Below are 18,961 nucleotides of genomic sequence, written 5' to 3'. Positions count from 1 at the left end.
TCTCCTGAAAGGTTAAAAATCAAAAAGGTAGTGATTCACCAGGTTTTCCAGCTGCTCCTGGCGTCCACTGCGGTGCTGTGGATTGAATTGCTGCTGCTGCGCCTGCTGTGCCAGCGATGCGAGGGAGAATTCCCCTTTCAGGATTTGCTGCCCAAATTCACCGTTCCAGCCGCTGTAGCGCTGCGCCACACGCTTATCCAGCTCGCCATCGGCCACCATCCGTGCTGCCACTTTCAATGCCAGCGCCATCGTATCCATCGCGCCAATGTGACCGTAAAAAAGATCGTATTTGTCGGTGCTTTGACGCCGCACTTTGGCATCAAAGTTTAAGCCGCCGGTGGTGAATCCGCCCGCTTTGATAATCTCGTACATGACCAGCGCGTTTTCTTCAACGCTGTTCGGGAACTGGTCGGTATCCCAGCCACACTGGATATCTCCCCGGTTGGCATCCACCGAACCAAAAATTCCCAGCGCGATGGCGGTGGCAATTTCATGGTGGAACGAGTGACCAGCCAGCGTGGCATGGTTGGCTTCCACGTTGACTTTAATCTCTTTCTCCAGGCCAAACTGCTTCAGGAAGCCATATACCGTTGCCACATCATAATCATATTGATGTTTGGTCGGTTCCTGCGGTTTTGGCTCAATCAGCAACATGCCCTGGAAGCCAATTTTGTGTTTATGCTCTACCACCATCTGCATAAAGCGGCCAATTTGCTCACGTTCCTGGCGCAGATCGGTATTCAGCAGGGTTTCATAGCCTTCACGGCCACCCCATAACACATAGTTTTCGCCACCAAGGGTTTGCGTGGCCTGCATGGCGCTGCACACCTGACTGGCGGCCCAGGCAAAAATTTCCGGGTCCGGGTTGGTGGCGGCACCCGCGCCATAGCGGGGATGGGTAAAGCAGTTGGCAGTACCCCACAACAGCTTCACCCCGGTTTCCTGCTGTTTTTCCAGCAGTTTATCGGTCATCACCGCAAAGTTGTCGCGATAGGTTTTCAGCGAGTCACCTTCCGGTGAAACATCAACATCATGGAAGCAGTAGTAAGGCACATTCAGCTTATGAAAAAACTCAAAAGCCACATCTGCCTTCTGTTTCGCCAGCTCAAGCGCATCACCATTCTTCTGCCAGGGGCGATCAAAAGCGCCGACACCAAACATATCCGCACCGTTCCAGCAGAAGGTATGCCAGTAGCAGGCGGCAAAACGCAGATGCTCGGCCATGGTTTTGCCGAGGATCACTTCATCAGGATTGTAGTGACGGAACGCCAGAGGATTGTGGGTGTTGGTCCCTTCATAGCGAACGCGATCAAGCTGGTCGAAATAGGCGTGCATGTTTTGCTCCTTAGCATGAGGACCCGAATGGTCAGCTGTGAGCCATTATTGTGGTAATGCGTTCTGCCGCTTCTCAATTACGATATTTCACACTTAACTTAAGATAATTATTATTTGTGCGTCAGCTCGCAAAACGATGTCATTATTACATTCCATCCGCACTCGCAATCCCACTGCAATTCACTTTTCCGAAAACCGCCAAATATCGATCGCGCTCAAAAAATCACAAATAAACCAAAAAACGTAATGGCCGGATAAAAATCAGTAATTGATGTTGCCGGAAACTCAGGTCAACAATTCAACCGCCTTGTTCATAGCCTTAGACCAACAACCACGACAATAGCCTCCACCTACAGGATGAACACCATGAACATGAAGAAAACGCTGTTAGCCGTCTGCGCGGCACTGGCACTGATCAGCCACGCTGGCGTGGCAAAAGAAGTAAAAATCGGTTTGTCGATGGATGATTTACGTCTGGAGCGCTGGCAGAAAGACCGCGATATCTTTGTTAAACAAGCGGAATCTCAGGGTGCTCAGGTGTTTGTACAATCCGCTAATGGCAACGAAGAAACCCAGATGTCGCAAATTGAAAATATGATTAACCGCGGCGTCGATGTATTGGTGATCATCCCGTATAACGGCCAGGTATTAAGTAACGTGGTAGCAGAAGCGAAGCGTGAAGGCATTAAAGTGCTGGCTTATGACCGCATGATTAATAACGCTGACATTGATTTTTATATCTCTTTTGATAATGAGAAAGTCGGCGAACTTCAGGCCGAAAGTATTGTGCAACAGGTACCAAAAGGGAATTATTTCCTGATGGGTGGCTCGCCGGTAGATAATAACGCCCGCCTGTTCCGCGCCGGTCAAATGAAAGTCTTAAAACCTTACATTGATAACGGCAGCATCAAAATTGTGGGTGATCAGTGGGTTGATGCCTGGTTACCGGAAAATGCGCTGAAAATTATGGAAAACGCCTTAACCGCGAACAGCAACCATATTGATGCGGTGGTGGCTTCTAATGATGCCACTGCGGGTGGTGCGATTCAGGCGCTGAGCGCGCAGGGACTGGCGGGCAAGGTGGCCATCTCCGGTCAGGATGCCGACCTCGCCGCAATCAAACGCATCGAGAATGGTACGCAAACCATGACGGTGTACAAACCGATCACGCAACTGGCGACCGAAGCAGCGAAAATCGCCGTGGACCTCGGTGACGGCCAGACTCCCGCCAGCAACGGCAAACTGAATAATGGCCTGAAAGATGTGCCGTCACGCCTGCTGACACCGATTCAGGTGAACAAAAACAATATCGAAAGCACCGTCGTAAAAGACGGCTTCCACAAGCAGAGCGAACTCTAAGCGCCACCCGCGAAGGAGAGATGTCGATGTTGCTGGAAATGAACCATATCACCAAGCGTTTCGGTGCGGTGAAAGCAGTTGATGACGTTAGCCTGCGGTTGGATGCGGGCGAAGTGATGTCGCTGTGCGGCGAAAACGGTTCGGGAAAATCGACACTGATGAAGATCCTGTGCGGGTTATACCCGCATGGTGACTTCGACGGCAGCATCCATTTTGCCGGTGACGAGATTCAGGCGCAGACCATCCGCGATACCGAACGCAAAGGGATTGTGATTATCCATCAGGAACTGGCGCTGGTGCGGCAGTTGACGGTGATGGAGAACATTTTTCTCGGTGCCGAGCTGGGGCGTTTTGGCATGGTGGATGATGAAACCATGACATTGCGCTGCCAGCAGTTGCTGGAGCGGGTCAAACTCAATGTGTCGCCAGACACGCGCGTGGGCGATCTGGGGTTGGGCCAGCAACAACTGGTGGAAATCGCGCGCGCACTGAATAAACAAGTGCGCCTGCTGATTCTGGACGAACCCACCTCGTCGCTGACCGAGCAGGAAACTGAGGTGCTACTCAGCATTATCAAAAACCTGCGCGAACACGGCATCGCCTGTATCTACATCTCGCACAAACTCAACGAGGTGAAAGCGATTTCTGACACCATCTGCGTGATCCGCGACGGCCAGCACATCGCCACGCGGGCGGCGGCCGGACTGAGCGAGGATGACATCATCACCATGATGGTTGGCCGCGAGCTGACCGCGCTCTACCCGCACACCCCGCATGAAATCGGCGAGACGATATTGCAGGTGGATAACCTCACCGCCTGGCACCCTGTCAATCGCCATGTTCGCCGTGTGAACAACGTCTCTTTCCACCTGAAGCGCGGTGAAATTCTTGGCATTGCGGGGCTGGTCGGCGCGGGTCGCACCGAAACCGTTCAATGTCTGTTTGGTGTCTGGCCCGGGCGCTGGCAGGGCGACATTACCCTCAACGGTAACAAAATTCAGATTCGCGACTGCCGGGACGCTATTGCGCATGGCATCGCAATGGTGCCGGAAGATCGCAAAAAGGATGGCATCGTGCCGCTGATGGCGGTAGGCAAAAACATCACTCTGGCGGCGCTGGATCAGTTCAGTCAGCGTCTCTCCACGCTGGATGAGGCACGCGAGCAGCACGCCATTAACGACGCCATTGCCCGGCTACGGGTCAAAACGTCCTCGTCAGAATTACCCATTGGTCGCCTGAGCGGGGGTAATCAACAGAAGGCCATTCTCGCCAAATGCCTGCTGCTTAATCCTCAAATTCTGATTCTCGATGAGCCCACACGCGGCATCGATGTTGGCGCACGCCAGGAGATCTATCTGTTGATCAATGCGCTGGTGCAGCAAGGGATTGCCGTGATTGTCATTTCGTCCGAGCTGCCCGAGGTACTGGGCCTGAGCGATCGGGTTTTGGTGATGCATGAAGGACAAATCAAAGCCGATCTGATTAACGATAACCTGACTCAGGAGCAGGTGATGGAAGCCGCCCTGCGGAGTGAACATTATGCTTAAGACCGAAAGTACGCAACGCGGCCTGACAACACCGGGTAAAGGTGCGGCGGGTAAATTCCCGCTGCCGAATTTGCAGGTGTTGGTGATGTTGGGGGCAATTGTACTGATTGCCCTGTTCTTTACCTGGACCACCGACGGCGCCTGGCTCAGCCCACGCAACGTTTCCAACCTGCTACGCCAGACCGCGATCACCGGCATCCTCGCGGTCGGCATGGTATTTGTCATTATATCAGCGGAGATTGATCTCTCGGTCGGTTCAATGATGGGCCTGCTCGGCGGTGCGGCGGCCATTTTCGATGTGTGGCTCGGCTGGCCGTTGCCCTTAACCATTGCGGTGACGCTGGTGCTGGGCTTGCTGCTTGGCACCTGGAACGGCTGGTGGGTGGCCTATCGCAAGGTTCCTTCGTTTATTGTCACGCTGGCGGGCATGCTGGCCTTCCGCGGCATTCTGGTCGGAATCACTGATGGCACCACCGTCGCACCGACCAGCCCGGCGATGTCGCAAATTGGTCAAAGCTATCTGCCTGGCGGGGTGGGCTTTGGTTTCGGCTTCGTCGGTCTGGCGCTGTTTATCCTCTGGCAATGGCGGTTGCGCCTGCGCCGCCAGCAACTTGGCTTGTCTCAACCCGCTGCGGGTGGCGCGGTGGCGCGTCAGGCCATCACCGCAGTTCTGGTGTTGGGGGCCATCTGGCTGTTGAACGATTATCGTGGCGTGCCAACGCCGGTATTGTTACTGGCGCTGCTGTTGCTGGGTGGGATGTTTATGGCAACGCGTACCGCCTTTGGTCGCCGTATCTATGCGATTGGCGGCAACCTGGATGCGGCGCGGCTCTCCGGCATTAACGTGGCACGCACCAAGCTGGCAGTGTTCGCCATCAATGGTGTGATGGTCGCGATTGCGGGTTTGATCCTCAGTTCACGCCTTGGCGCGGGTTCGCCTTCGGCGGGCAACATTGCTGAACTGGATGCCATTGCCGCTTGTGTCATCGGTGGTACCAGCCTGGCGGGCGGTGTCGGTTCCGTCGCTGGCGCGGTGATGGGCGCGTTTATTATGGCGTCGCTGGATAACGGCATGAGCATGATGGATGTGCCCACCTTCTGGCAGTACATCGTCAAAGGGGCGATTCTGTTGCTGGCAGTGTGGATGGATACCGCCACCCGGCGTCGGGTGTAATCGCGTGGGCGATCACAATGTGGCGCAAATTCTTTCTGCTCCTCAGCCAGCCGTGCTATGCAATGCGCTGGGGGTTTAAGGGAGCGCGCCACTATGCATGAGAAACGATTTCGCATTACGTTACTTTTCAACGCCAATAAGGTGTATGACCGCCAGGTGGTCGAAGGCGTTGGCGAATATTTACAGGCGTCGCAAACGGACTGGGATATCTTCATTGAAGAGGATTTCCGCTGTCGCATCGACAATATTCGCGAATGGCTGGGTGATGGCGTAATCGCCGATTACGACGACAGCTCGATTGAAAAACTGCTGGCAAATGTGCAGGTGCCGATTGTTGGTGTGGGCGGCTCTTACCATCAGCAACAGGACTACCCACCGGTGCATTACATCGCCACCGATAACGCCGCACTGGTTGAGAGCGCCTTTTTGCATCTCAAAGAGAAAGGGATAAATCGCTTCGCCTTCTATGGCCTGCCGGCTTCCAGCGGTAAACGTTGGGCGCAGGAGCGGGAACATGCTTTTCGCCAGTTGGTGGCACGCGAACGGTATCAGGGGGTGGTTTATCAGGGCATGGAAACCGCACCGGAAAACTGGCAGCACGCGCAAAACCGGCTGGCCGACTGGCTGCAAACGCTGCCACAGCAAACCGGCATCATCGCCGTTACCGATGCACGCGCCCGCCATCTGTTGCAGGCCTGCGAATATCTGAAGATTCCGGTGCCGGAGAAACTCACGGTCATCGGCATCGACAACGAAGAACTGACGCGCTATCTGTCACGCGTGGCGCTCTCATCAGTGGCCCAGGGAACGCGTCAGATGGGCTATCAGGCTGCCAAACTGTTGCATCGGCTGCTGGATAAACAATCCCTGCCGCTACAACGTATTCTGGTGCCGCCGGTTAAAGTGATCGCCCGCCGCTCCACAGATTTCCGCTCGCTGCGCGATCCGGCCGTGATTCAGGCCATGCACTACATCCGCTTTAACGCCTGCAAAGGCATCAAGGTTGAACAGGTGCTGGACGCCATCGGTATCTCACGCTCCAATCTGGAAAAACGCTTTCGCGATGAAACGGGCGATACCATCCATGCCATGATCCATCGCGAGAAACTGGAGAAAGCGCGCGAGCTGCTGGCCAGTTCTTCGTTAAGTATCAATGAGATTTCCCAGATGTGCGGCTACCCTTCGTTGCAGTATTTCTATTCGGTGTTTAAGAAGAGTTACGCCACCACCCCGAAGGAGTACCGGCAACATTACGGCGAAAACGTGCTGTGACGCACGGGCAAGATCAACAACTTCACACCGTTTGCCGCTATAATTCTGCGGCTGCGGTAAAGGAAGATCGTCGTCTCCGGTGAGGCGGTCGGATTTCAAATCCGATTGGGGCCGCCAGCGGTCCCGGGCAGGTTCGACTCCTGTGATCTTCCGCCAAATTGCCTCTCCTGAACTCCACTGTCTCAAGTAAATAACCTATAATATTCGAAATTACTGCTGATTATGTTCTCCTGAGGTCAACTGTCTCCACCAGAATCAAGTGCATTCTGGGGGCATGATTTATAGCCCCACTTTGATATGCCCCCAATGAAGCTAACAGTCAGACAAATCGTCACAGCCAAGCCCAAAGAGAAGCCGTACAAGCTTTCTGATGGTGGAGGCCTCTACCTTGAAGTAACCACCAACGGCTCACGCTACTGGCGTTTAAAGTATCGTTATGCGGGTAAAGAAAAGCGCCTTACTTTCGGCGTTTATCCTGAAATTTCTCTCGCTCAAGCCCGTGAAAAGCGTGATACGGCTAAGAAGGTTCTGTCTGCGGGGGTGTGATCCAGGAGAGTTAAAGAAAGCAGAGAAAATTGCTCAAAAACTAAACTATGAAAATACCTTCGAAGCTATTGCCCATGAATGGCACCAGATATGAGCGGATCGTTGGTCATTACGTTATCGCGATGAAATTATTGATACCTTTGAAAAGGATATTTTCCCCTACATCGGTAAGCGTCCCATAGCTGAAATTAAGCCCATGGAATTGCTGGAAACCCTTCGCCGGATGGAAAAACGTGGTGCTTTAGAAAAGATGCGTAAAGTAAGACAGCGCTGCGGGGAGGTTTTCCGTCACGCAATCGTGACCGGACGTGCTGAATACAACCCTGCTCCCGATCTCGCTATAGCCCTCGCAACACAAAAGAAAACGCATTTTCCTTTCCTGACAGCCGAAGAACTCCCTCACTTTCTGAAAGATCTTGCCGGATATACCGGTAGCGTTATAACCAAGACCGCGATTCAAATCATCATGCTTACTGGAGTACGAACTCAGGAGTTACGTTTTGCCCGTTGGGAGGATATCAATTTTGAAAAGCAGCTCTGGGAGATCCCAGCCGAAGTGATGAAGATGAAACGGCCACATATCGTTCCGATGTCGGATCAGGTTGTCGCACTCTTTGAGTCACTGAAGTATATTACTGGGCTATATCCGCTGGTATTCGTCGGACGCAATGGTCGCACGAAGCCGATTTCTAAAGAAAGTGTTAATCAGGTGATTGAGTTGTTGGGATATAAAGGAAGACTGACAGGGCACGGTTTCCGCCACACTATGAGTACCATTCTGCATGAAGAAGGCTTTAACTCAGCGTGGATTGAAACGCAGCTTGCGCATGTGGATAAGAACGCGATACGTGGGACATATAATCATGCGCAGTATCTGGAGGGGTGGCGAGAGATGATGCAGTGGTATGCCGACCATATATTCCACATGCCACAAAATTATATTTTTCCAACAAAAACAGCTTCTTAATTAAGTATGGCTGAGTTACGAATCTGCTCAGCCACCGCTGATTAATTTACCAATCGTAAATGCTGATTTTGCGTACCAAGTGAGTACAACTGGTTAACCTCGGGTAAAAACAGGTTGAATATAGATGCGAGTTCATTCTGATCATAACCAAGCTCTTCTTTAGCATGATCAATGATGGCATTCAGTAAAGTGGGTTTTTCCCCATTTACATCCAGTTTTACAGGCTCATCAACCTTATAGCGTTTGATAGACATCTGTCTCCAGATCCAATCGCTCTGGCCTGCTGTAATAGCATTTAACGTTTTGGCTCTGTAGAACAATGCAGCCATTGAGGTTCGCCAGAATGGTTTAAGCGCGGCGGCCCTCTCAATACTTACATTTCTTAAATCATTATAAATATCGGAAGCTGGCATAAGCAATTCTGCTGCAAATGAGTTAGCCTCCTCCTCCATCTCAGGTGTAGGAGCACGGTGCATAACTAGATGACCCAATTCATGTGCCAAGGTAAATCTATAGCGGTCCATCGGCTGATTTTTATTAATCAAAATTAACGGCGGTAGGCCCGAAAGGTTATAGCTGAGTCCAGAGAGACTTGTATCTTCCATATCACAATCGATGATTATAACCCCTGCCCTTTCTAACGCTTCGACAAGATTTTTTATCGGTCCACGCGGAATGTGCCATGCTGTACGAACGTTGCGAGCAATTTGCTCAATGTTATCTTCGTAATCATCAGGGTCATAGTACGGAAGTTCATATTCAGGTTCGAAATCAACGAACTGCAAAAGTTTTCTAAGGTGGGCTATACGGACATTTACTTCCGCAACAAGCTTGTCCAGTACTTTCATACTGACCGATGCTTTTTTACGATACATAGGATTTGCACTTATTGGTCCACCGTAAAGGCGTTCAGACATCATGAAAAACTCAACGGGGCAGTTAAGCGCATTTGCGATGTTTTCAATTTGGTCGTCAGTAGCTGGTTTAAGACCCTGCTCAATCTTAGACAACGTCCCTTGAGAAATGGCGATAATCTGAGCCAATTCTTTCTGGCTCAGACCCAACATTTTCCGACGCAATTCAATCATCTCTGGACGAATTGCTGCTGACTTAATCTCCGCGACCATTTTCTACCTTCGGTTCTGCCTTTCTAGCCCGTCTTGGCTTCACAACACTTTTTGCTGGAGAAACCGTCTTAACAGGCTGGGATTGGGGTATGTTAAATTCAAGCTCAGATACAGGCATTTCGTATAGATTTGCATCTGTTAGATCAATTGCCCAAGCAACAAACTTGCCATTGCGCTGCGTAAGAACAATTTTATCAATTCCTACGCCATCATCACTAAGTATGTAAAGTAACTCTAAACGAACCAGCCCACCAAACATGTCCATTTCAGGATTATGAAAATCTATAGCTCTTTGAGTAGGGTAGTTGGAAGAACGAAGGCTCTTGTCACCTTTCTTAATCCTCACAAAGTATCGATCCTGAATGAGAAAACCAACCTGATATGGCATTTTTACATATTTGATCCCTTCAAGATTAGAGGTTTCAATACTGTTTTTGAGGAAAAATAAAGCATCATTACGAAGAACAGCTGAACGCACACGCTTATCAACTAAGCGGCGTGCAACATCGTTCTGAAGCCAGTTTTTCCAAACATTATCGAAAACAGAAGTCAGGGTGTTGTAGTAAGGTTGACAGACTGAGTGAGCTTCTTCTTTATTAATCAAAGACATATGTGATCTCTAGAAAATTATTGTTGTGAAATGTCATTTAGAAGAATAAATCTCAACCACATTATTTACAACAAAATATTCATAAAAATATTCCAAGAATCAATATCCATATGATTTTATTCATCTTTATTACCTTAAGAATTGTTGAGCGTAACTTTTGGTACGCATAGTCTCATTGTTGTGCCCTATCAGCTCTCGAAAGCATCAGCATTTGCGAATTTTAAAAATATGGGCTTTCTTGCTGGCCGGGAAGCGTGCTGATATGCTTAGATTGCTCTTTAGCTTATGGCTCGGTTTACAAGCCTTGTCGGGCGCTTCGCCAGACACCAACTTATTGAACGACATTGTGGTTGCGAAAGTCTCGCGACCCAAGCTCGTTAACTCACTTAGGTCGCGAGACTTTCGCTTCCTCTAGTAAAGAGCGTAACAATGCCCTTCTTATGAAGGGCTTAAATTTTAGAGTCAATAAAATGACAACTCTAAGACAACATCTACTAACCAGCGCTTTAGTTTCAGAACAGGCCTTTAGTCTGCTATCTAATGCATCACAAAAGGTAACCAAGCAGGATGTGGACAAGTGGCTCATTGCGTCACTTGCAAAAGTGATTACCTCCGGCCCCAAAATGTATAGAGTTTATACAATCCCTAAAAAAAATGGTGGTAAGCGCACGATTGCGCATCCATCAAAAGTGCTAAAAGTGTTTCAAAGGGGACTAGTTGAGTTTTTAGTTAACAAATTACCTGTGCATGATGCAGCTTATGCATATAGAAAAAATATCAGTATTAAAGATAATGCGCTTCAACATGTAAAAAATTCTTATTTTTTAAGAATGGATCTCGCCGATTTTTTTAATAGCATAGATGCCAGTCTTTTTGAAGAACAGCTTAAAAAAAATAAAATTCAATTAAACGAATCGGATAAATCATTACTTCGTCGTTCTGCATTTTGGAGTCCAAAGAAAATTAACTCTGGAAATCTCATTTTAAGTGTTGGTGCACCTTCATCTCCAATAATATCTAACTTCATAATGTTTTCTTTTGATGAAACAATTACTTCTATATGCACCCCCCTGGGAATAAAATATACACGCTATGCTGATGACTTATTTTTCTCAACTCCGCACAAAGATGTCTTATTCAAAATGCAAAATTTAATTCAATATGTTCTTGTAAGCGAGTTTGGAAAAAAAATAACGATTAACGAAGTTAAAACTAGTTTTTCATCAAAAGCACATAACCGACATATTGCAGGAATTACAATTACAAACAATGATAGTCTATCATTAGGGAGAGAACGGAAACGAATAATATCTGCAATGATCCACAAATATTCATTAGGTAATTGCACTGATTCAGAATTAAATAAACTACAAGGTCTTTTGTCATTCTCAAAGCATATTGAACCTTTATTTATTGAGAGAATGAAAAAAAAATACTCAGTTTCTTTAATTGATATGATAATTTCTGGCCAGTGGAGGAAATAATGCAAGGAAAGAAAAGGAAACCAACCAGAACTGTAGCTGAAAAAATCGAAGGGGCAGATAAAGGACATTTAGGCGATATGTTTGAGGTCGCAGAATGGCTTGAAACAGGGCGCTATTCTCTTGATATTAATGAACAGAAAGCATCTGAATATTACAGCCGTATAGATGAAGCCCTTCGTGAAAAAAGGCCATTTTTTTCCACTTTAGAATTAGTAAATTACAAAGGAATAAGAAAAACCGTCAAGAAGATCACTTTTGATCCACATTTAAATATTTTTGTTGGTGTAAATGGCAGCGGCAAAACCTCCATTATTGAGTCTCTAGTAAAGGCCTCAACATGGCTAGTAAATGGTATTAGGAATAGAGCCAACGGGAAGGGAATTGATCTAATAGAAATAAATAAAGCTGAAGACTCTAAAGATTGTGCCATTACAACAACGTTATCTCTTGATGAAAAATCTACATTTACACTAGAGCTATACAAAAATAAAAATAGCAAAGGTAAAAGTAGAGGATCATTAAGTGAGTTTAAGAACTTAGCTGAAATGTACTACTCACATAATAGCAATAGTCAAGGCTTAGCCTGTCTTCCTCTTTTTTGTCACTATTCTGTCAGTCGTGCATTAGAAATCAAATCAGATGACCAAAAAAATAATAGCGAGATTTACGCTTTTAGTAATTTAGATGGCTATAACTCTTCATTTGAAGAGTCTAAGAATTTCGGGCAATTGCTAAAGTGGATGTTATTTTGTGGCGCTCAAAACAATGGCGAGCTAGATGATATTAAAAACACACTTAGATCATTGGAAGTTAAATATAACACTACTTTTGATATATATAATTTTTTAGCAGAAGAAACAAAAGAAAACTCTCAAATAGCAGAAAAAATACGAAATGAACTAGATTCTCTTCGTTCAGAAATAAAAGAACTTCAAATAACACTGAAAACTGCCGATAGTAATATTGTTACTATTGTCAAAGAAGCTATTTACAAGTTTATGAATATTGACAATATAAGGATGAAAGTTGATAAAACCAGTGTTTCAATTTTGCTCGATAAAAATGGCATAACCATTTCAGCCACAGATCTTTCTCAAGGTGAAAAGGCTCTATTTTCTTTAGTGAGTGATATTAGTCGGAGATTGATACTGCTCAATCCCGATAAGGGAATTGATGCTTTGAATGGTTATGGCGTGGTGATAATTGATGAAATTGATTTACATCTGCATCCTAAATGGCAACAAGAAATTGTTGGAAATTTACGAGATACATTTCCTAACGTCCAATTTATATTAACAACTCATAGTCCACAAGTCTTATCAACTGTTCCCAATCATTGTATTAAAATTCTACGCAATGACGAAAATGGAATGCTGAGTATAGATGAGGCAGAGTTTTCACTTGGTTCAGAATCAGATATGATTCTTGAGGATATATTTCTTGTTAAATCTCGTCCCGAAAATATTGAACAAGTCAAAATGCTTAATCGATATCAGGAATTGGTTGTTAACGAATTATGGGATACAGATGAAGCGAAAGAATTAAAAACCCAACTGGAGGAATGGGCAGGTAAGCATGATCCAGTTATGAAAAAAATCCAGATGGATGTAAGGCTCCGCGAATTTAGAAGAGGGAAGAATTAATGAAAAAAATAAAGAAAGGAAGTGAACCCAGACTCTTATCTGAATATAAATTAGCGAATCCCACTAGTAGCTGGAAAACGGGCTTCAGACAGAACGCTGGACCTGAAGCAATTAAATCCGTCACTGATAACCTTAAAAATCAACAGTTTGGACTTTGCCTTTATTGTGAGATCGACCTCAAAGATGCGGAAGGGATTGGATTCGATGATTTTAGGGTAGAACATTTCTTTCCTGAAAACCCCAAAAAAAATGAGTCAAGAAATGATGGGATTAATTATGCTTTGCATTGGCCAAATTTATTTGGTTGCTGCACTGGAGGAAATACACCATATGTAGTAGACAAAGAGGAAAGGTATAGCAATCCAGAAACTCATTGTGACGTGCCAAAATCGAACAATGACTGGACAGCAATCATTCTAGATCCAACTGTTGATATACCTGCTTTTCCGTCACTCTTTCAGTACACCGAAGGTGGTACTATTTTGGTATCAAGTCAATGTCCTGTAGAAAAGATAGATAGAGCTAATAATACCATTGAACATTTGAACCTTAATTCGAATAAAATTAAACGCTTTAGAAGTGCAATAATAAGTAAGATAAGGGATGAATTACTTTTATTTACTGATAATAACTTGCAAGATGGATTAAAAGAACTATCTAATGTTTATCTTTTACCCGATAATGAACATAGACTATCTCCTTTTTTCTCAGCGATACGATGGTACTTAGGCCCAGCAGCAGAAGGAGTTTTACAAGAAACTGAATATGATGGTTGACATATTGCAAATGGTTTTTTATTCCTAAATTTTCACAAATTGTTAATACCATTACTAATATCTGGTATTAAATGATTTTTAGGGAGATATTCCTCCTTGCATGACTTGCCTCTAAAATTACATCCAACGCTCAATTAGTAATGTCGACTCCTGTGATCTTCCGCCACCTTGCTCATGCCAGGCATTCAGGAAAACGCATGTTAATCAATCCATCCGACAATATCCCTTTTGCTGGTGACCCGCGCAGAGATGAGTTACTTCAGCGGTTGCTGGCACCCAATGCGCCGAAGGTGATTGCCGTGTCGTTGTCCAAAGAGTTGGCTCGGGAGAGACATACACATCGCCATGCCGCCGGACAACTGTATTGCCTGAAACAGGGGCTGATGACGGTTAACACGCCATCCGGTATCTTCGCCAATCCACCACGTTTAGTCGGTTGGGTTCCGCCACATTTTGAACACGCGATTGTAGGACCGGGTCAGGTGCAGGGTTGGACGGTGCTGATTGATGAAGTTCTCGCCGCGCCATTGCCTGATCATCCGGTATTGATGTCCTGCCCGGCAGTGCTGGAACTCCTTGCCGAAAGGCTGGCGACCTTAACACCAGCGTTATGGGGAAGTGAACGTTATCACCGGCTGGGGCAGGTATTCCTTGATGAACTCTATGAAGCGACTGTCCAGCCGCTCACGCTGCCTTTGCCGGAAGATCCGCGGTTGCTCCAGATCGCGCGTCTGCTGATCGACAGCCCATCTGACATGCGAACCGGCCCCGAGTTAGCCCGCTGGGCAGGTTTTAGTCCCAGAAGTCTGAGCCGCCACTGGGCCAGCGCCACAGGGATGAGCCTGACAAAATATCGCCAGACCTCGCGGTTATTGAAATCGCTGGAGGGATTAGCGGCGGGCAACAGCGTGCAGCAGGTCGCCTGGCAGGTTGGATTCGAGAATGTCAGCAGCTACATCAGTGCGTTTCGTCATGCATTCGGCTCGACACCGGGCAAATATTTTACGGCTGCGGCTGACCATGCGGACGCAGCATCAACAGGCTAGCCGGTCCATCAATAGGCGGCAGGCTGTGCTGATACTTACGGCGGAAGGCACCTGGCGGCAGGTTAAACATACGGCGAAAGGTGCGGCAGTAGGTCTGCTGTGAATCAAAGCCAAACTGCAACGCAATATGCATCAGAGGAGTGTTGTCGGTTAACAACGCTATCACCGATGCCGTTAACTTCCTTTCGCGAATATAGCTTCCCAGCGCAATGCCGGTATAGCTACGGAACAAACGTTGCAGATGCCACTGCGAATACCCCGCCCGCTGAGCAACAGTTTCCAGAATCAGTTTTTGCTCGATATTCGCTTCAATCCAGAGCAGCAACTGATGTATGAAGGCCACGTTGATATCCATAATTCCTCCTGATGCGGTCAGTCAGGAGGATTATAAAAAGTCGGCAACTGGCGATGTTGCTGCTTCAGGCCAATCAATGTCGATAACTCGCCAAATTTCCCCGGCGGGTGGTGAGTTAGGGTTGCTTCACCAAACTCGCCTGCCAGTCACTAAACAGCGTCGGCCAGTTTTTTGCCGGAATATCCTGTTTCTTCACGATACCGAAACCATGGCCGCCCTGTTGGAACAGATGCAGCTCCACCGCCACCTTGTTTTTACGCAAAGCTTCAAACATGCGCAGTGCGTTCTGCGGCGAAGCGGTGCCATCATTGAGCGCCTGAGCAAGAAAAGTGGGCGGCGTATTGGCTGTTACGCGGTCTTCCTGCGAGAAACGTTGTTTGATGTCATCGCTAATATCTTTGCCAAACATTGCTGCACGCGTGCCGTTATGGGTGATGCCGTCTTTCAGCGACACCACCGGGTAGATCAACGCAGCAAAATCAGGACGGGCGGGAACCTTATCCGCGTTATCTTGTGGCGGATAATTGGAGGCATCGGGATCGTTACTGACGTTTGCCGCCAGATAGGCACCAGCGGAAAAGCCCATCACCCCAATCTGGTCCGGGGCAATACGATATTGGCTCGCACTGGCGCGAATCAGGCGCATAGCGCGCTGAACATCAGCAAAAGCATTATTACGATTAACCTCAGAACCGCCGCGCGGCATACGATAAAGCAATACAAAAGAGGAATAACCTTTTTTACTCAGAACCTTTGCGACATCCAACCCTTCCAGATCCTGCATAATATAAGAAAAGCCACCACCGGGAATGATTAGCACCGCCGAATGGTTATTTTTTCCGGTGGGCGGGACATAAATCATTTCTGGAGAATCCACTTTGGTGACAGCACGATTATTATCTGCCGGATTTTTACTAAAATTAATAACTGTATTATTTCCTGACACTTCATTTGGCCAGATAGGAATTTCCTTATTGGCAAAAGCACAAGGAAGATAAAACAGGAAAATCAATGCAGATAAAAAAGGTGACTTCATCTCTCTGGCTCCAAATCCTGAGTAAAAACAATGATAAACATTCATGGTGAGTGCCGCTACGGCACAACATTCTGCATCAGAATCCTGCCCCAGAAGAAAAACCTGACATTATAATAAGTCCAATCGAACCTGTAGAGAAAGGTAGCAAATAATCATCCTCTTTTTCACTCAATATAATACCGGACCAGAAAAAATTAGACTTTTCTCATGTTTACGTTAACAACACCCTATGTTATAAGTAAATTTTAAACTATAAGAATCTGTGACCATGGGAATTTACTGGATCATAAGCTTGAGTTTGACCTTCATTGCAATAGTTGAAGTCATGCTTAGTAAAGATGAAAACACAGCGCGAATCCGATTATATCTTTATTTTGTTGCCGTGGTCGTGCTTTTTACCTTTGGCGGAATTCGTGGTCTTGGCACGGGTCTGGATGATTTTCAATATCGCCAGTTCTTTTCTCAATTCATCGATCAAATTGTTATCGAAGGATTCTGGAATGCCGTTATCAACTTCCGCTATGAACCGGCCATTTATGCCATTGCCGGTTTCACCAGAATATTTACCGCTAACCCCGATATCTTTATCTACGTCTTTACTATGATAGCGGTCTGCGTTAACGCGCATTATTTCCGTAAGTTGACACCGTTACCTTTAGTTGCCCTTGCCGTTTATTCTGCACACTTATTTATCAACAAAGATATGAACCAGATTCGCTTTGGTTTGTGTTCAGCGTTTCTGATGGGCTTTGTCTATCATTTCGCTCGCAGAAGTAGGCCGGGGATGATCACCACCTTCATCCTGTCTTTTATCAGCCATGCTACGGGTATTGTTGCACTGCTGATCCCGATGGCCTTGATCGTAAAGAAAAACAAGTACATTCCGATACTTATCGTGGTCGCCAGTCTGCCGCTCGCCTTTATGGGCAGCTCGGCGTTGATTTCGCTCATCTCCAGCCATATTGGTTCATTGGGCGACAGGGCAATGGGCTATGCCAACCAGGATTCCGCACAGGAACAAGGTATCATCACGCTGTCCAACCTGAAAAATATCGGTTTCGTCTTTATCTTTAGCTTTATGCTGCTGAGTGACAAGATTAAGAATTTCGACGAAGAGAAGTTTCGCCTTTACTACATTCTGGTTATTACCTTTGCGATTGGTAGTGGTTTAAGGATGGCATTGCAGGATTACGCCTCGGGTGGCCGCCTGGCAAACTATCTGTTGCAGGTTGAACCGGTGCTTATTTCCCTGTGCATCTGGGAAACCAAAAAAGTAATGAAATTGCTGGCAGTCGGCGTGACGGTTTTAATGGTGCTCTATTATCTTTATTACAATACTATTTCAAGCAAACAGTCGATAACCGGTTACGAAGTGTCACGGACTTTCCAGTTGTTCCGTTAATCAACCATGCGCTGGCCTCTGCTGCCAGCGCGTTATTTATATTTAAGAATCGCCCGATAGACACATAAGGAAAATCCGAATATCTTTCCTGATCGGGGCTTAGCTTGCTTTTTGAATATTTTAAAACTCTAATAGAAGTACATCTGCGTCAGCAGTGATCGGAATATTCCTAACAACTCATGTAAAATCTATTAACGGTTTTACTGGCGCAACGTCACTCAATGAAAGAATGCAGATATGAACGAAAAAAATAACTTCGACATCGTCCGACTATCGCTCGCCTTTATCGTGTTACTGGTGCATTCAGCCGAAGTGACGAGAAATGCTGACATTCGTTTCCTGTCGCACTTCCTGAATGGGGATTTTGCCGTAAGGGGATTTTTCGCAATAAGTGGTTTTCTTATTGCTCAAAGTTACTTGAGAAGTAAATCACTCACCTCCTATTTTATTAAACGCGTACAACGCATTTTCCCTGCTTATATTTTTGTGGTGATTATGTGTTTTGTGATTGGGATGTGCGTCACTACTCTGCCCATCGTCGATTTTCTGAAGAACAAAGAAACTATTAAGTATCTGATCGCGAATTTTTCGTTCCTCAACTTCATCCAACCTTCGCTCCCTGGGGTATTCACCGATAACCCCAACCAGCCAATGGATGGTTCGCTGTGGACGATTAAGGCTGAGCTGACGCTTTACGTCCTGCTGCCTTTTGTCCTGCCGCTGATGAAGAAAAGCCCGCTGAAAGTCTGGATAGCGATTTTCATCATCTCCAGCCTGTGGTTCTTCTATTTCTCGATGGTGTATACCGGTCCTAAAGCCGATACCCTGGCGAAACAGTTTATCTCACTCGCCTCTTACTTCTTCTTTGGTAGTCTGCTGGCGACGTATCAACCTGCCTTTGATCGCCTGAAAGAAATCACCATTGTGTCGCTGGTGGTGTTTCTGTTGTTCAAAAACACCGACTACACCTTCCTTATCGCGCCCATCGCCTTCTCTTCCGTGGTGATTCTGTTCTGCACCAACCTGTGCAGTGAGATCAAAATCAGCCAGTACGGTGACCTGTCTTATGGCATGTACCTCTATCACTGGCCGATTATTCAGTTGCTGCAACATTTCGGCGTGTTCAGCGCCAACGCCTACCTCGGCGTACTGCTGACGATTGTTATTACTCTGGCGCTGGCCTATACCTCGTGGAATTTGCTGGAAAGCCGCTTCCTGAAGCGCGCGCACCACACGCCGCCACCGATTGCTGGCAACACCGCACGCGATTAGCGGTAAACAA

General features: G+C 46.8%; 15 protein-coding genes, 1 tRNA gene and 1 pseudogene. 12 read left to right on the top strand and 5 right to left on the bottom strand.

All coding sequences use genetic code 11. The features are described 5' to 3' along the window. Positions 1–12: 12 nt before the first annotated feature. On the bottom strand, positions 13–1,335 hold the full coding sequence (gene xylA, locus PAT9B_RS00260) for a xylose isomerase (protein ID WP_013507249.1): 1,323 nt from the start codon (positions 1,333–1,335) through the stop codon (positions 13–15). Positions 1,336–1,701: 366 nt separating this feature from the next. On the opposite strand from xylA, the gene xylF reads away from it, so the two are divergent. The 6 genes and pseudogenes from xylF to PAT9B_RS00230 all read left to right on the top strand — a co-directional run bounded on the left by xylF (position 1,702) and on the right by PAT9B_RS00230 (position 8,200). After that, positions 1,702–2,694: a D-xylose ABC transporter substrate-binding protein gene (gene xylF / locus PAT9B_RS00255; protein ID WP_013507248.1), complete on the top strand. Its 993-nt coding sequence runs from the start codon at positions 1,702–1,704 to the stop codon at positions 2,692–2,694. Positions 2,695–2,714: 20 nt separating this feature from the next. Continuing rightward, entirely contained in the window at positions 2,715–4,241 is a 1,527-nt protein-coding gene (locus PAT9B_RS00250) for a xylose ABC transporter ATP-binding protein (RefSeq protein ID WP_041525713.1), read from the top strand. Further along, positions 4,234–5,415 carry a xylose ABC transporter permease XylH gene (xylH, locus tag PAT9B_RS00245; protein ID WP_013507246.1) on the top strand — a complete coding sequence of 394 codons (1,182 nt, stop codon included), beginning with the start codon at positions 4,234–4,236 and terminating at the stop codon, positions 5,413–5,415. Before PAT9B_RS00250 ends, xylH begins: the two co-directional genes overlap by 8 nt. A 93-nt stretch (positions 5,416–5,508) precedes the next feature. Further along, positions 5,509–6,687, top strand: coding sequence for a D-xylose utilization transcriptional activator XylR (gene xylR / locus PAT9B_RS00240; protein WP_013507245.1), 1,179 nt, complete (start codon positions 5,509–5,511; stop codon positions 6,685–6,687). Between the two features lie 61 nt (positions 6,688–6,748). Beyond that, positions 6,749–6,843 (top strand) — tRNA-Sec (locus tag PAT9B_RS00235). Positions 6,844–6,993: 150 nt separating this feature from the next. After that, positions 6,994–8,200, top strand: a pseudogene (locus PAT9B_RS00230) (tyrosine-type recombinase/integrase). 41 nt (positions 8,201–8,241) lie between these two features. On the opposite strand, the gene PAT9B_RS00225 reads toward PAT9B_RS00230, so the two are convergent. Together PAT9B_RS00225 and PAT9B_RS00220 are read right to left on the bottom strand one after the other, a co-directional pair. Further along, positions 8,242–9,327: an ImmA/IrrE family metallo-endopeptidase gene (locus PAT9B_RS00225; protein WP_013507244.1), complete on the bottom strand. Its 1,086-nt coding sequence runs from the start codon at positions 9,325–9,327 to the stop codon at positions 8,242–8,244. Further along, positions 9,311–9,937, bottom strand: coding sequence for a hypothetical protein (locus tag PAT9B_RS00220; protein ID WP_013507243.1), 627 nt, complete (start codon positions 9,935–9,937; stop codon positions 9,311–9,313). The genes PAT9B_RS00225 and PAT9B_RS00220 overlap by 17 nt, the downstream gene beginning before the upstream one ends. A gap of 440 nt (positions 9,938–10,377) precedes the next feature. On the opposite strand from PAT9B_RS00220, the gene PAT9B_RS00215 reads away from it, so the two are divergent. The 4 genes from PAT9B_RS00215 (at position 10,378) to PAT9B_RS00205 (ending at position 14,886) form a co-directional block, all read left to right on the top strand. After that, on the top strand, positions 10,378–11,421 hold the full coding sequence (locus tag PAT9B_RS00215; protein WP_223300455.1) for a retron St85 family RNA-directed DNA polymerase: 1,044 nt from the start codon (positions 10,378–10,380) through the stop codon (positions 11,419–11,421). After that, positions 11,421–13,064: a retron Ec78 anti-phage system effector ATPase PtuA gene (ptuA, locus tag PAT9B_RS00210; protein WP_013507241.1), complete on the top strand. Its 1,644-nt coding sequence runs from the start codon at positions 11,421–11,423 to the stop codon at positions 13,062–13,064. Before PAT9B_RS00215 ends, ptuA begins: the two co-directional genes overlap by 1 nt. Further along, on the top strand, positions 13,064–13,840 hold the full coding sequence (ptuB, locus tag PAT9B_RS29550; RefSeq protein ID WP_013507240.1) for a retron Ec78 anti-phage system effector HNH endonuclease PtuB: 777 nt from the start codon (positions 13,064–13,066) through the stop codon (positions 13,838–13,840). Before ptuA ends, ptuB begins: the two co-directional genes overlap by 1 nt. Before the next feature lie 197 nt (positions 13,841–14,037). Further along, positions 14,038–14,886 carry an AraC family transcriptional regulator gene (locus tag PAT9B_RS00205; RefSeq protein ID WP_013507239.1) on the top strand — a complete coding sequence of 283 codons (849 nt, stop codon included), beginning with the start codon at positions 14,038–14,040 and terminating at the stop codon, positions 14,884–14,886. Here PAT9B_RS00205 and PAT9B_RS00200 read toward each other — a convergent pair. Further along, on the bottom strand, positions 14,843–15,241 hold the full coding sequence (locus PAT9B_RS00200; protein WP_013507238.1) for a helix-turn-helix domain-containing protein: 399 nt from the start codon (positions 15,239–15,241) through the stop codon (positions 14,843–14,845). The two genes, PAT9B_RS00205 and PAT9B_RS00200, sit on opposite strands and share 44 nt — an antisense overlap. 115 nt (positions 15,242–15,356) lie before the next feature. Continuing rightward, entirely contained in the window at positions 15,357–16,322 is a 966-nt protein-coding gene (locus tag PAT9B_RS00195) for an alpha/beta hydrolase (RefSeq protein WP_223300454.1), read from the bottom strand. A 247-nt stretch (positions 16,323–16,569) separates the two neighbouring features. Here PAT9B_RS00195 and PAT9B_RS00190 point away from each other — a divergent pair, with 247 nt between their 5' ends. Next, the gene (locus PAT9B_RS00190) at positions 16,570–17,679 is read left to right on the top strand and encodes an EpsG family protein (protein WP_223300453.1); all 1,110 of its coding nucleotides are present in this window, start codon (positions 16,570–16,572) and stop codon (positions 17,677–17,679) included. Between the two features lie 237 nt (positions 17,680–17,916). Next, on the top strand, positions 17,917–18,951 hold the full coding sequence (locus PAT9B_RS00185) for an acyltransferase (protein WP_013507235.1): 1,035 nt from the start codon (positions 17,917–17,919) through the stop codon (positions 18,949–18,951). The last annotated feature ends 10 nt before the right edge of the window (positions 18,952–18,961 follow it).

Origin of the sequence: Pantoea sp. At-9b, from assembly GCF_000175935.2 — a bacterium.
Lineage (GTDB): Bacteria > Pseudomonadota > Gammaproteobacteria > Enterobacterales > Enterobacteriaceae > Pantoea.
Note: the sequence above shows the minus strand (reverse complement) of the source record. Positions and strands in the feature narration are given on the sequence as shown.